The 12,584-nt window shown below is 71.3% G+C and carries 10 protein-coding genes and 1 tRNA gene; 8 read left to right on the plus strand and 3 right to left on the minus strand.

Translation table 11 applies throughout. From position 1 onward, the window contains the following. Positions 1–28 precede the first annotated feature (28 nt). Positions 29–118, plus strand: a tRNA-Ser gene (locus tag QMO56_RS17140). On the opposite strand, the gene QMO56_RS17145 is transcribed toward QMO56_RS17140, so the two are convergent. After that, positions 86–784, minus strand: a complete 699-nt coding sequence (locus QMO56_RS17145) for a metal-dependent hydrolase (protein WP_283527649.1) — start codon at positions 782–784, stop codon at positions 86–88. The genes QMO56_RS17140 and QMO56_RS17145 overlap by 33 nt on opposite strands. 185 nt (positions 785–969) lie before the next feature. Here QMO56_RS17145 and QMO56_RS17150 point away from each other — a divergent pair, with 185 nt between their 5' ends. Continuing rightward, the gene (locus QMO56_RS17150) at positions 970–1,656 is read left to right on the plus strand and encodes a DsbA family oxidoreductase (protein WP_283527651.1); all 687 of its coding nucleotides are present in this window, start codon (positions 970–972) and stop codon (positions 1,654–1,656) included. Between the two features lie 4 nt (positions 1,657–1,660). On the opposite strand, the gene mfd is transcribed toward QMO56_RS17150, so the two are convergent. Together mfd and QMO56_RS17160 are read right to left on the minus strand one after the other, a co-directional pair. Further along, positions 1,661–5,125, minus strand: coding sequence for a transcription-repair coupling factor (mfd, locus tag QMO56_RS17155; RefSeq protein WP_283527653.1), 3,465 nt, complete (start codon positions 5,123–5,125; stop codon positions 1,661–1,663). Continuing rightward, positions 5,122–5,448, minus strand: coding sequence for a succinate dehydrogenase assembly factor 2 (locus tag QMO56_RS17160; RefSeq protein ID WP_283527655.1), 327 nt, complete (start codon positions 5,446–5,448; stop codon positions 5,122–5,124). The genes mfd and QMO56_RS17160 overlap by 4 nt, the downstream gene beginning before the upstream one ends. A 34-nt stretch (positions 5,449–5,482) precedes the next feature. On the opposite strand from QMO56_RS17160, the gene recG reads away from it, so the two are divergent. The 6 genes from recG to QMO56_RS17190 all read left to right on the plus strand — a co-directional run bounded on the left by recG (position 5,483) and on the right by QMO56_RS17190 (position 12,582). Next, a complete protein-coding gene (gene recG, locus QMO56_RS17165) occupies positions 5,483–7,564 on the plus strand; it encodes an ATP-dependent DNA helicase RecG (RefSeq protein WP_283527656.1) in 2,082 nt (693 codons plus the stop codon). 100 nt (positions 7,565–7,664) lie between these two features. Next, entirely contained in the window at positions 7,665–8,393 is a 729-nt protein-coding gene (locus tag QMO56_RS17170) for an ABC transporter ATP-binding protein (RefSeq protein WP_283527657.1), read from the plus strand. Then, positions 8,393–9,124: an ABC transporter permease subunit gene (locus tag QMO56_RS17175; protein WP_283527658.1), complete on the plus strand. Its 732-nt coding sequence runs from the start codon at positions 8,393–8,395 to the stop codon at positions 9,122–9,124. The genes QMO56_RS17170 and QMO56_RS17175 overlap by 1 nt, the downstream gene beginning before the upstream one ends. A gap of 3 nt (positions 9,125–9,127) precedes the next feature. Next, on the plus strand, positions 9,128–11,086 hold the full coding sequence (locus QMO56_RS17180; RefSeq protein WP_283527660.1) for a Gldg family protein: 1,959 nt from the start codon (positions 9,128–9,130) through the stop codon (positions 11,084–11,086). A gap of 18 nt (positions 11,087–11,104) precedes the next feature. Further along, a complete protein-coding gene (locus QMO56_RS17185; protein ID WP_283527662.1) occupies positions 11,105–12,154 on the plus strand; it encodes a DUF4340 domain-containing protein in 1,050 nt (349 codons plus the stop codon). Continuing rightward, the gene (locus QMO56_RS17190; protein WP_283527664.1) at positions 12,151–12,582 is read left to right on the plus strand and encodes an NUDIX hydrolase; all 432 of its coding nucleotides are present in this window, start codon (positions 12,151–12,153) and stop codon (positions 12,580–12,582) included. The genes QMO56_RS17185 and QMO56_RS17190 overlap by 4 nt, the downstream gene beginning before the upstream one ends. The last annotated feature ends 2 nt before the right edge of the window (positions 12,583–12,584 follow it).

Below are 12,584 nucleotides of genomic sequence, written 5' to 3' on the forward strand. Positions count from 1 at the left end.
ACCGCTAGAATAGCATCGCCCGCATTCCGGATGGGTGGCCGAGTGGTTTAAGGCAGCGGTCTTGAAAACCGCCGTAGGTGCAAGCCTACCGTGGGTTCGAATCCCACCCCATCCGCCAGCCCGCCGCCTCGTCGAACCAGGCGGAGAACCGGTGGCCGGGGTTATGCGCCAGCAAGGTCCCGGTCGCACTCCCCCAGAGGCTCCCAGGCCCCGGCGGCTGCAGCGCCTGCGGCCGCGCCGCGGAGGCCGCGCAGAGGCCGGGCCATTCCTGCCCCACCACGCGGCAGACGCCGACGGCGCGCAGGCCGGCACCGAGATCCACCTTCTCCGAGGTCGCACCCCAGGCCCAGGAGAGGGCGAGCGCCACCACCAGCGGTTCGAAGGGCGAGCCGGTGCGGCAGAGCGGCAGCGAATAGGTCCCGCGCAGCGGCCAGGCGAGGCGGAGCCCACCCGGCGTCAGCAGGTCAGCCGCGAGGTGGGAGAGATAGCCGACCACCAGCGGCGCGGTGATGGCCATGGGCACGTTCTGGCTGAGCAGCAGGACCCCGCAGCCGACCACCGCCAGCAGCGAGTGGGTGACGCCCCGGTGCCCCAGCAGCGTGGCAAAGACGATGGAGACCGGCCGCAGGCGCTTGCCGACCCAGGATTTCGGATGGTCCACGTCCGGCAGCAGGGCGCCGAACACCGCCAGCCCCAGCATGGCAGGGTCGAGGGCGGGAAGTCCCAGCCGCGGGGCGGCGGCGAACCACGCGGCCGCCCCGAGCGCGATATGCGACCCCGCCATCATGCCGGCTGTCGAAACCCTTGTTGAGCCTGGCTGAAACTAGGAGTCAGGAATCACCGCTACAAGACTGATTCCGCGATATTCTGTGCCTATTTCGCCTTTGTGGTGAAAAAAGCTGCCGGAAATGGCGGGCCCGCCTGCTCCGCCGGGATGCCGCGGCGCGCCTTCCGTCCTATGTTGGTGCCGTGAACCTGCTTTCGCCCTCCCGCAACCAGCTCGAAATCGAGGTGGTGTTCGACCTGGTCTGCCCCTGGTGCTTCCTCGGCGCCCGGCGGCTGCGCCGCGCCTTGTCGCGGCGGGCGGATGTCGTCGCCGCGCTCCGCTGGCGCCCCTTCCTGCTGAACCCGGATCTCGGCGCCGGAGGGCTGGCGCGGCAGGACTATCTCGCCCGCAAGTTCGGCGGTGAGGAGCGCGCCCGGCGGCTGCACGCCACCGTCACGGAGCTGGGCCGGGCCGAGGACATCGCCTTCCGCTTCGACCTCATCCGGCGCGTGCCGCCCTCGCTCGACGCGCACCGGGTGGTGCGCTTCGCCAGCCAGCACGGGGTGGCGGACGCGGTCGTGGACGCGCTGTTCGTCGCCTATTTCTGCGAGGGCGCCGATCTCGGTGACCGTGAGACCCTCGCCGCCCTCGGCGCCGCGCAGGGTCTGGACCAGCGCACCCTGCTCCGCTTCCTCGCCAGTGGGCTGGAAAGCGAGGCGGTCCATGCCGAGAACCTGCGCGCCCATCGCCTCGGCATCAACGGCGTGCCCTGCTTCGTCATCGCCGGCCGCCAGGGTCTGGGCGCCGGGCATGCCATCGCCGGGGCGCAGGAACCCGAGGTGCTGGAGCGCCTGATGGATGTCGCGGTGGCGGAGGCGATGGAGTTCTGACCGCTCAGGCCGCCTGGGCCTGACGCGCCACCTTCGCCAGCGCCGCCAGCATGTCCTTGGCGGCACGGACGCGCGCCTTCAGCTCCATCTCCCGGACCATGGCGAGCTTGTGGTCCGGCCGCAGCTTCACCAGCCCCTTTTGCGCCGTCACCCAGTTCACCAGCCCGCCGGGATTGGCGAAGCGGTTGCGGCGGAAGCTCGCGACAATGCCCTTCGGCCCGGCATCCAGCTTCTCCACACCCGCCTCCCGGCAGAGATGCTTGATGGAGACGACCTGCAGCAGGTTCTCCACCTCGGTGGGCAGCGGGCCGAAGCGATCCGTCATCTCCGCGGCCATGGCGTCCACCTCCGCCTCGCCGGCAAGGCCGCCGATGCGCCGGTAAAGGCCGAGCCGTACCGGCAGGTCGGCGACATAGGTCTCGGGGATCAGCACAGGCAGGCCGAGATTGATCTGCGGCGTCCAGTCGCGGTCACCCGCCTCGCCACGCTTGCCCTGGCCGGCCTTGATGTTGGCCACCGCCTCCTCCAGCATCTGCTGGTAGAGCTCGATGCCGACCTCGCGGATATGGCCGGACTGCTCATCGCCCAGCAGGTTGCCGGCGCCGCGGATGTCGAGGTCGTGGCTGGCCAGGGTGAAGCCGGCGCCGAGGTTGTCGAGCGTCTGCATGACAGCCAGACGCTTCTCGGCGGCCGCGGAGAGGCGCTGGGTGGCCGGCCAGGTCAGGTAGGCATAGCCGCGCAGCTTGCCGCGCCCGACGCGCCCGCGAAGCTGGTAGAGCTGCGCCAGGCCGAACATGTCGGCGCGGTAGATCAGCAGCGTGTTGACCGCCGGCATGTCGAGCCCGCTCTCGACGATGTTGGTGGCGAGCAGGATGTCGTACTTGCCGTCGCCGAACTCGGTCATGACGCGTTCGAGCTCGGTGGGCGTCAGGCGGCCATGCGCCTGCACGGCCTTGGCCTCCGGCACGATCTCGGCCAGCCGCGTCGCCATCTTCGGCAGGTCCTCCAGCCGCGGCACGACGCAGAACACCTGCCCGCCGCGCAGCCGCTCGCGCTGGATGGCCTCGCGGATCACCACGGTGTCGAAGGGCATGATGAAGGTGCGAACCGCCAGCCGGTCCACCGGCGGGGTGGCGATCACGCTCATCTCCCGCACCCCGGTCAGGGCGAGCTGGAGGGTGCGCGGGATGGGCGTGGCGGTGAGCGTCAGCACATGCACGTCGGCGCGGAGCTGCTTCAGCCGCTCCTTGTGCGCCACGCCGAAATGCTGCTCCTCATCCACGATGACCAGGCCGAGATCGGCGAACTCCACGCTCTTGGCCAGCAGCGCGTGGGTGCCGACGACGATGTTGATCGAGCCGTCCGCCAGCCCGGCCTTCACGGCAGCCGCCTCCTTCGCCGTCACCATGCGGGAGAGCTGCGCCACCTTCACCGGCAGCCCGGCGAAGCGGGCGGTGAAGGTGCGGAAATGCTGGCGGGAGAGCAGCGTGGTCGGCACCACCACCGCCACCTGGGCGCCGGTCATCGCTACCACGAAGGCTGCGCGCAGCGCCACCTCGGTCTTGCCGAAGCCGACATCGCCGCAGATCAGGCGATCCATCGGGCGGCCGGCGGCAAGGTCCTCCAGCACGTCGGCAATGGCGCGCTGCTGGTCCTCGGTCTCGGCGAAGGGGAAGCGGGCGCAGAACTCGTCCCAGGCGCCTTCCGGCGGGGTCGCCATATGCGCGTCCTTGACCCGCCGCTCCGCCGCGATGCGGATGAGCTGGCCGGCCATGTCGGCGATGCGCTGCTTGGCGCGGGCCTTGCGGTTCTGCCAGGAGGTGCCGCCGAGCTTGTCGAGCGCGACGCCAGCGCTGTCGCTGCCGAAACGCGAGAGCAGCTCGATGTTCTCGACCGGCAGGAAGAGCTTGTCCCCGCCGTCATAGATCAGCCTGAGGCAGTCATGCGGGGCGCCGGAGACCGCCAGCGTCTCCAGCCCGTCATAGCGGCCGATGCCGTGATCCTGGTGCACCACCAGGTCGCCCTCGGCGATCTCGGTGGCGTCGGCGATGAACTGGTCGGCGCGCTTGCGCCGCCGCGGCGGCCGGGCGATGCGCTCGCCGAGCAGATCCTGCTCGCCGGTCAAGGCAATGCCGCCGCCTGCCTTGCCGGGTGCCGCCGGCCCGGTGAAGCCCCGCTCCACGCCATAGACGGCGAGTGCCACCACCCCGGCGGGCAGCCTGAGGACCTCCGCCCAGTCCTCGGTGGTCTGCACGGGCACGCGGTTCTCGCGCAGCAGATTGCCCAGGCGCTCGCGGGAACCACGCGTCCAGGCGGCGACCACCGGGCGCATGCCGGCTTTCGCCTGTCCCTCGGCCTGCTCGCGATAGATGGCAAAGACGTTCTGCCCGGCGGCGCGAACTTCGGCGTAGAGCCGGCCGGGGCGGCCGCCGCCCTCGATCCCCTCGGCGCCCTCCGGCTGTGGGAAGGGGCTCAGCCGCAGCAGCGTGCCGCCCGCGAGCATGGCGTCCCAGCTGCGCCGGTCGAGATACAGGCGGCGCGGCGGCACCGGGCGATAGGGCACCTCCCCTTCGCGTGGCGGGGCGCGGCGCGCCTGGTAGTGGTCCTCGATCATCTCCAGGCGCACTTCGAGCGCGTCCTCCGCCTGGTGATCGAGGCTGACCGAGGCGCCGGGCATGTAGTCGAGCAGGGTCGGCATCTGCTCGTGGAACAGCGCGACGAAATGCTCCATGCCCGGGTGCTTCCGCCCGGCGGAAATGGAGACGTAAAGCGGGTCCTCGCCCGCCGCCGGACCGAACAGGTCACGGTAGCCGGTGCGGAAGCGGGAGATCGAATCCTCGTCCAGCAGGATCTCACCCACCGGGCGGAGCCACAGCTCGCGCACATGCTCGCCGCTGCGCTGCGTATCGGTGGAGAAGCGGCGCAGGCTCTCGATCTCGTCGCCGAACAGGTCGAGGCGCACCGGGTCCGGCTCGCCGGCCGGATAGAGATCCACGATGCCGCCGCGCACCGCGTACTCGCCCGGTTCCATCACCGTGGCGACGCGGCCATAGCCATTGGCCTCCAGGAAGGCGGCGAGCTTCTCCGGCGTGATCCGCCCGCCCCGCTTGAGGTGCAGCGTCGCGCCCTCGAAGACCTCGCGCGGCGGCACCCGCTGCACCAGGGCATTGACCGTGGTCAGCACGATGCGCGGCCGGCTGGCCGGCTCCAGCAGGCGCGCGAGCGTGGCCATCCGTTCGGCCACCAGGTCGGCATGCGGCGAGACGCGATCGTAGGGCAGGCAGTCCCAGGCCGGGAAGCGCAGCACCTCGACGTCGGGCGCGAAGAAGGCGAGGCCGTCCTGCATCCGCATCATGCGCGCGTCGTCGCGGCAGACATGCAGGACGAAGCCCTCCGTCTCGGCGCGGCGGCGGCTCAGCAGCAGTGCGTCGAAGCCCTCGGGCGCGCCGTAGACGGTGAGCGTGGTCATACGCGGCGCGCCGCCTCCGGCACGCCGGCGCCCAGGGCCGAGCACTCGCGGGCCATGCGCTCCAGCATCGGCGTCATCACCTCGGGCGGCACCGGGCGGCGGCCGGAGAGCCAGTCGGCCAGGTCCACATCCAGCATCTCCAGCACCGCCTCCAGCTCGTCGAGTTCGGCCTCGCTGAAGCTGCCGATGTGGCGCCCGACGAAGCCGCCGATCATCAGGTCGGTCTCCTTGGTGCCCCGGTGGGTCGCCCGGAACAGCAGGCGGCGGCGGCGCGGTGAAAGTTCGGTGGAAGTCTGTTCGCTCTTATCTTCGCTCTGGGGCATGTCGGCCTCTCGTGCGGCTGGCATATAGAGGCAGATGGGAATCATGTCAGCCCAAGAGGCCGAACTGGATGGCGCCGCGCCGCTGCTGGCGCCGCTCGCGAGTCTGCCTCTGCCCGAGGAGAAACGGAAGCGCCTGCTCCAGGCCGTGGAGGGGGAGCGGGTGCTCGATCTGCTCTTCCACCTGCCCGAGCGCTACCAGGACCGGCGCGCCACAACACCGCGCGAGGGGGAGATCGCCACGCTGGCGGTGCAGGTGCTGCATGTCGCCCCGCCCCGCACGCCGACCCAGCCCTGGGTGGTCTGCTGCGAGGCCCAGCCGGGGCTGGTGGACCTGATCTATTTCGGCCGCAAGTCCTGGCTGGGCGCCTGGCTGGCCCGCACCTTCCCGGAGGGGGCGGTGCGGCGCGTCTCCGGCCGGATGAAGCGCTTCCGCGAGCGCTGGCAGATGGACGCGCCGGACTTCGTGGACCCGCCGGACGCCATCCCCGAGATCCAGCCGGTCTGGCCGCTGACGCGCGGGCTGGGGCAGCGCGACGTCGGCCGGGCCATGGGACTCGCGCTGGGCGCCCTGCGGGAAATGCCGGAATGGCAGGACCGGGAACTGGTGGCGCGGCGGCGCTGGCCCTCCTTCGCCGCCGCGCTGCACGCCATCCAGGCGCCGGAGGCCGTGCCGGAGGACACCCCGCGCGACCGCCTCGCCTATGACGAGCTGCTGGCCGGGCAGATCGCCGTCGGGCTGGTGCGGCGGACGGTGCTGCAACGCCCCGGCCGCGCCCTGACCGGCGACGGCCACCTGCGCCGCGCCGCCCTCGCCGCCTTCGGCTTTCCGCCGACCGAGGCGCAGACCCGCGCCCTGGAGGAGATCGATGCCGACCTCGCCCGGCCGCGGCGGATGCTGCGCCTGCTGCAGGGCGATGTCGGCGCCGGCAAGACGCTGGTCGCCGTGCTGGCCATGCTGCGTGCGGTGGAGGCCGGCGCCCAGGCGGCGCTGATGGCGCCCACGGAATTGCTGGCCCGCCAGCACCTGCGCACGCTGGAGAAGCTGGCCGGCGCGGCCGGCGTGCCCTGCGCCCTGCTCGCCGGCTCGGTGAAGGGCAAGGAGCGGCGGCGGGTCCTGGCCGGGCTGGCCGATGGCAGCATCCCCCTGGTGGTCGGTACCCATGCGCTGATCGAGGAGGGCGTCGCCTTCCACGACCTCGCCCTCGCCGTGGTCGACGAGCAGCACCGCTTCGGCGTCGCCCAGCGCCTCGCCCTGACCGAGAAGGGCACCACCGACGTGCTGGTGATGACCGCCACCCCCATCCCGCGCACCCTGTTGCTGACGCAATGGGGCGAGATGGCGGTGAGCCGGCTGGAAGGCCGTCCGGCCGGCCGGCAGCCCATCGTCACGCGCATCGTCAGCCGCGAACGGCGGGACGAGCTGGTGGCACGGCTGCGCGCCGCCTTCGCCGAGGGCCACCGCGCCTACTGGGTGGTGCGCGCTGTCGAGGAGGGCGAGAAGCACGACAACGCCGCCGCCGAGACCACCTATGCGGAACTGGCCGCCATCTTCGGCGACAAGGTGCGGCTGGCGCATGGCGCCCAGAAGCTGGACGTGCGCGAGGCCGCTCTGCACGACTTCGCCGCCGGCCGCGCGCAGCTCCTGGTGGCGACCACCGTGGTGGAGGTCGGCGTGGATGTGCCGGAAGCCACCATCATGATCATCGAGCAGGCCGAACGCTTCGGGCTGGCGGCGCTGCACCAGTTGCGCGGCCGCGTCGGGCGCGGCCGCGCGCAGTCCTTCTGCCTGCTGCTGCCCTCGGCCGAGCTGAACGAGTCGGAGCAACGCCGCCTCGCCGTGCTGCGCGAGACGCAGGACGGCTTCGTCATCGCCGATGCCGACCTCGAATATCGCGGCGGCGGTGACGCGCTCGGCGTCCGCCAGGCTGGCCGGCTCGGGCGGCGGCTGGCCGATCCCACACGGCATGGCGGCATGGTGCGGATGGCGCATCAGGACGCCGCGCTGCTGCTGGAGAAGGATCCCGATCTCCTGCTCACCCCGCGAGGGCGCGCGGCGCGGCTGCTGCTCGCGCTCTTCAGCCATGACCTGACGCTGGCGCCACTCGCCGCGGGCTGAGGGAGCTGCGACGTTTCGATACAGCCCAGGGGGTTGCAAACCCCCCTTCCCCCGGTAAACCCGGTCACAATCCGGCCAGTACAAGGGGGGATATGCCCGGTTGTCCGCGCTCATCGAGATCGACCGCCTCACCAAGCGTTTCGGCAGCTTCACCGCGGTGGATGACGTTTCCTTCGCGGTCGCGCGGGGTGAAGTCCTCGGCTTCCTGGGCCCGAATGGCGCCGGCAAGTCCACCACGATGAAGATGCTCGCGGGTTTCGTCACGCCGAGCAGTGGCACGGCCCGCATCTGCGGTGAGGATGTGGTGGACCGTCCCGTCGCCGCGAAACGCCATCTCGGCTATTTGCCTGAAGGCGCCCCCACCTATCCCGAGATGACCGTCGCGGGCTTCCTGGCCTTCGTCGCGCGGGTGCGCGGCTTCCGCGGCAGCGAGGCGAGCGACCGCATCGCCCATGCCATGCGCCTGACCACGCTGGAAGGCGTCCGCCTGCAGCCGATCGAGACGCTGTCGAAGGGCTTCAAGCGGCGCGTCGGCCTGGCCCAGGCCCTGCTGCACGATCCGCCGGTGCTGGTGCTCGACGAGCCGACCGACGGCCTCGACCCCAACCAGAAGCACGAGGTGCGGCGCCTCATCGCGCAGATGGCGCCCAGCAAGGCGATCATCATCTCCACGCACATCCTGGAGGAGGTCTCGGCCATCTGCAGCCGCGCCATCATCATCGCGCACGGGCAGGTGCTGGCCGATTCCACGCCGGCGGAGCTCGCCAGCCGCGGCCCCTCGCTGGACGCCGTGTTCCGCGACCTGACCCTCCCGAAGGAGGTCGCGTGATGGGCGGCGCCCTCACCGTCGCGCGGCGCGAGCTGGCCGGCTATTTCGCCACGCCCGTCGCCTATGTCTTCATCGTCATCTTCCTGATCATGTCGGGCGCGCTGACCTTCACGCTCGGCAACTTCTTCGACCGCGGCACGGCGGATCTCCAGCCCTTCTTCGGCTTCGTGCCCTGGCTGTTCCTGTTTCTCGTGCCGGCGCTGACCATGCGGCTCTGGGCGGAGGAGCGCCGCCTCGGCACCATCGAACTGCTGCTCACCCTGCCGATCACGCAGGGCCAGGCGGTGCTGGGCAAGTTCCTCGCCGCCTGGGCCTTCTGCGCCATCGCGCTGCTGCTGACCTTCCCGCTGGTGCTTACGGTCAACTACCTCGGCAATCCCGACAACGGGGTGATCGCGACGGGCTATGCCGGCTGCCTGCTGGTGGCCGGCACCTATCTCGCGGTGGGCGCCGCCATCTCGGCGCTGACCAAGAACCAGGTGATCGCCTTCGTCCTCGCCGTCGCCGTGTGTTTCCTCTTCGCCGCCGCCGGCAGCCCCGTCGTGACGGAGTTCCTCTCCACCCGGATGCCCGCCTTGGCCGAGATCGCGCGCGGCCTCTCCATCACCGACCGGCTCAACGGCTTCTCGCGCGGCGTGGTGACGCTGCGCGACCTTGTCTTCTTCGCCAGTTTCATCGGCTTCTGGCTCTTCGCCAACGCCGTGGCGGTCGACCATCGCAAGGCGGACTGAGGCATGAGCGCAACCACTTCCCCGCCGCGGCCGCCCAAGCCCGGCTCGCGCCGCCTGATCTATTCGATCGCCGGCCTGATCGCCGCCCTGGTGCTGGCCGTCGCCGTCAACCTGCTGGCCCAGCGCCTGCTGCCGCGCCTGCGGCTCGACCTGACGGAGCAGCATCTCTACACGCTCTCCGACGGCACGAAGCAGGTCCTGACGAACCTCAAGGACCCGGTGACGCTGCGGCTGTTCTATTCCAGCAAGCTCGGCAGCTCGATCCCCGTCTACGGCGCCTATGCCGACCGGGTGCGCGAGATGCTGCAGGAATATGCTGCCGTCTCCAACGGCAGGCTGCGCCTGGAATATCTCGACCCGGAGCCGTTCAGCGAGACCGAGGACCGCGCCATGGCCTATGGCCTGCAGGGCGTGCCGGTCGACCAGTCCGGCGAGCAGGTCTATTTCGGCATCGCCGGCACCAACCTGCTGGACGACGAGCGCGTGCTGCCCTTCCTGCAGCCCGACCGCGAACGCTTCCTCGAATACGATCTGACGCGGCTCGTCTACGAGCTGTCCAACCCCAGGCGGCCGGTCGTGGGCATGCTCTCCGCGCTGCCGGTGAACGGCGATCCGCGCGCGATGATGATGCGCGTTCCCGGCGCCGGGCAGCCCTTCGTCATCGCCAACCAGCTGCGCCAGTTCTTCACCCTGCGCGATGTCGCTTCCGACGCCCAGGTCATCCCCGCCGACATGCAGGTGCTGATCGCCGCGCATCCCCAGCACCTGCCGGATGCGACGCTCTACGCCATCGACCAGTTCGTCATGCGCGGCGGCAAGCTCTTCGTGCTGGCCGACCCGCACAGCGAGAGCCAGGCCTCCCGCCCCGGCCCCAGCGGCCAGCCGCCGGCCGACACCGCCTCCAACCTGGACCGGCTGCTGGGCGCCTGGGGCATCGAGACGCCGAGCGACAAGGTGGTGCTGGACCAGCGCGGCGCCTGGCGCGTGCGCGGCAACCCGCAGGACCGGCTGCAGGCGGTGGACTATCTCGCCTGGTTCAACGCCAGCGGCGATTCCCTCAGCCACAGCGACGTGGCGACGGCCGACCTGCAGCAGGTGACCTTCGCCTCCGCCGGTCAGGTGCTGCGCAAGGAGGGCGCCAGCATCGAGTTCACGCCGCTGATCACCAGCAGCGATCACGCCATGCTGGCCGATGTCGCGAAGGTGGAGGAGAACCCGAATCCCGCCGCGCTGCTCGCTTCCTTCAGGCCGGATGGCAGGCGCTACGTCCTGCTGGCACGCGCCCGCGGCATCCTGAACTCCGCCTTCCCGGATGGTCCGCCCGCGCCGCCGAAGGGCGAGGAGCGCCCCGCCGACTTCCCGGCGCATCTCGCGCACAGCACCAGCCCGGCCAACCTCGTCGTCGCCAACGACGCGGACCTGCTGGAGGACCGCTTCTGGGTGCAGGTGCAGGACTTCTTCGGGCAGCAGGTCACGACGCCCTTCAGCGACAATGGCGCGCTGATCGCCAACCTGACGGACACGCTGGCCGGCGGGGACGCGCTGATCGGCCTGCGCTCGCGCGGCGAATCCCTGCGCCCCTTTGTCCGCGTGGAGGCGATGCGGCGCACGGCGGAGGCGAACTACCGCCAGACCGAGCAGGCGCTGACCCAGAAGCTGGAGGCGACCGAGCGCCGGCTGCGCGAGTTGCGGCAGGGCACATCGGCCGGCGGTGAGCGCAACCAGCAGATGCAGACCGTCATCACGCCCGAGCAGCGTGCCGAGATCGACCGCGCCCGCCAGGAGATCGTCGCCACGCGCGCCCAGCTTCGTGCCGTCCAGCTCGACCTGCGGCGCGACATCGAGGGGCTGGAGCGCACGCTGCGCCTGGTGAACATCGCGCTGGTCCCGGTGCTGCTGACGCTGCTCGCGCTGGGCCTCGCCGTGCTGCGCCGCCGCCGCCGCACGGCGGCCCGGGCCTGAGCCGAGGGAGAGCCGGAGATGAATCGTCGATCCCTGCTGGTGCTCGGCGGCACCGCTGTCGCCGCCGTCGCCGCCGTCGTGGTGCTCGGTCCGGGCGGGCCGAAGCCGCCCGACCTGGGCACTGCGCCACTGATGTTCCAGAACCTCGCGGAGAAGCTCGCCGGGGCCATGCGCATCGAGGTGAAGCGGCACGACCAGAGCCTCGTGCTGGAGCGCAGGCCCGGCGACGTATGGGTATTGCCGGAGGTCGCCGGCTACCCCGTCCGCGCCGGGAAGGTGCGTGAACTGCTGGTCGGGCTGACCGAGCTGCGCCTGGTGGAGCCGCGCACCGCCGATCCGGAGATGCTGGACCGCCTTGGCCTGCAGGACCCTTCGAAGGAAGGCTCCACCGCCTCCCTGCTGCGGGTGCTGGACGGGGCCGGCCAGCCGATCGCCGAGCTGATGGTCGGGCGCCGCCGCGTCCGCACCCATGGCGACGTGCCGGAGAGCGTCTATGTGCGCCGCCCCGGCGAGAACCAGTCCTGGCTTGCCGAGGGCCGGCTGCCGCTGGACGCCGACGGCCAGCTCTGGATCGACCGCGACCTCGCCAACATCCCGCGCGACCGCGTGCTGAAGGTCGCCATCGGCCGCACCGGCGAGCCGCCGCTGGAACTGGTGCGGACCGATGGGCCGGATGGCCGCCTCGCCGTGACCGTTCCGGCGGAGACGCCGCCACTGGAGCAGACAAGCCTCGACACCATCGCCGGCGCCTTCGAGTACCTGACCCTCACCGACGTCCAGCGCGCCGCCGACATTCCCGGCGAGCCGCTGGGCAAGTCCCGCTTCACGATGACCGACAAGCTCACCATCGAGGTCGGCGTGAACCAGGATGGCGAGGCCGTCTGGGTGACGCTGGCCGCGACCGGCGATGACGAGGCGCAGAAGCTCGATGCCCGCTGGAAGGGCTGGGCCTACCAGCTCGGCTCCTGGAAGCTGAAGGCGCTCCTGCCGCGGCTCGAGGATCTGCGCCAGGCCGAGCGTCCGACCGCCGCGCCGCCTGCGCCTGCCCCGGTTGCGCCTCCCCGATGAGCGCGCGTGAGTATCCCGACCGCCCCTGGATCGGCATCGGGGTGATCGCCTTCCGGGGCGAGGATGTGCTGCTGGTCCGGCGCAGCAAGCCGCCCCGCCAGGGGGAGTGGTCCATTCCCGGCGGCGCGCAGCACCTGGGCGAGACGGCCGAGATGGCGGCGCGGCGCGAGCTGCTGGAGGAAGCGGGAATCGAGGTCGGCCCCCTCACCCTCGCCGTGGTGGTCGATGCGTTGAGCCATGATCCGGAGGGGCGAACCCGCTTCCACTACACGATCATCGACTTCGCCGGCCGCTGGGTCGGCGGCGAGCCCGTCGCCGGGGACGACGTCAGCGAGGCCCGCTGGTTCTCCCCCGCCGAGCTGCCCGCCCTGGGCCTCTGGGCGGAGGCCATCCGCGCCATCGAGGAAGGCCGCCGCCGCCTGGGGTGAGC

It is taken from the genome of Roseomonas sp. E05, from assembly GCF_030063475.1.
Taxonomy (GTDB): domain Bacteria; phylum Pseudomonadota; class Alphaproteobacteria; order Acetobacterales; family Acetobacteraceae; genus Pseudoroseomonas.

What these genes read in the sequence shown, in the direction of transcription:
- QMO56_RS17145 (WP_283527649.1), bottom strand. Translation starts at nt 784, where the DNA reads ATGGCGGGGTCGCATATCGCGCTCGGGGCGGCCGCGTGGTTCGCCGCC.
- mfd (WP_283527653.1), bottom strand. Translation starts at nt 5,125, where the DNA reads ATGACCACGCTCACCGTCTACGGCGCGCCCGAGGGCTTCGACGCACTG.
- QMO56_RS17160 (WP_283527655.1), bottom strand. Translation starts at nt 5,448, where the DNA reads ATGCCCCAGAGCGAAGATAAGAGCGAACAGACTTCCACCGAACTTTCA.
- recG (WP_283527656.1), top strand. Translation starts at nt 5,483, where the DNA reads ATGGGAATCATGTCAGCCCAAGAGGCCGAACTGGATGGCGCCGCGCCG.
- QMO56_RS17175 (WP_283527658.1), top strand. Translation starts at nt 8,393, where the DNA reads ATGGGCGGCGCCCTCACCGTCGCGCGGCGCGAGCTGGCCGGCTATTTC.
- QMO56_RS17180 (WP_283527660.1), top strand. Translation starts at nt 9,128, where the DNA reads ATGAGCGCAACCACTTCCCCGCCGCGGCCGCCCAAGCCCGGCTCGCGC.
- QMO56_RS17185 (WP_283527662.1), top strand. Translation starts at nt 11,105, where the DNA reads ATGAATCGTCGATCCCTGCTGGTGCTCGGCGGCACCGCTGTCGCCGCC.
- QMO56_RS17190 (WP_283527664.1), top strand. Translation starts at nt 12,151, where the DNA reads ATGAGCGCGCGTGAGTATCCCGACCGCCCCTGGATCGGCATCGGGGTG.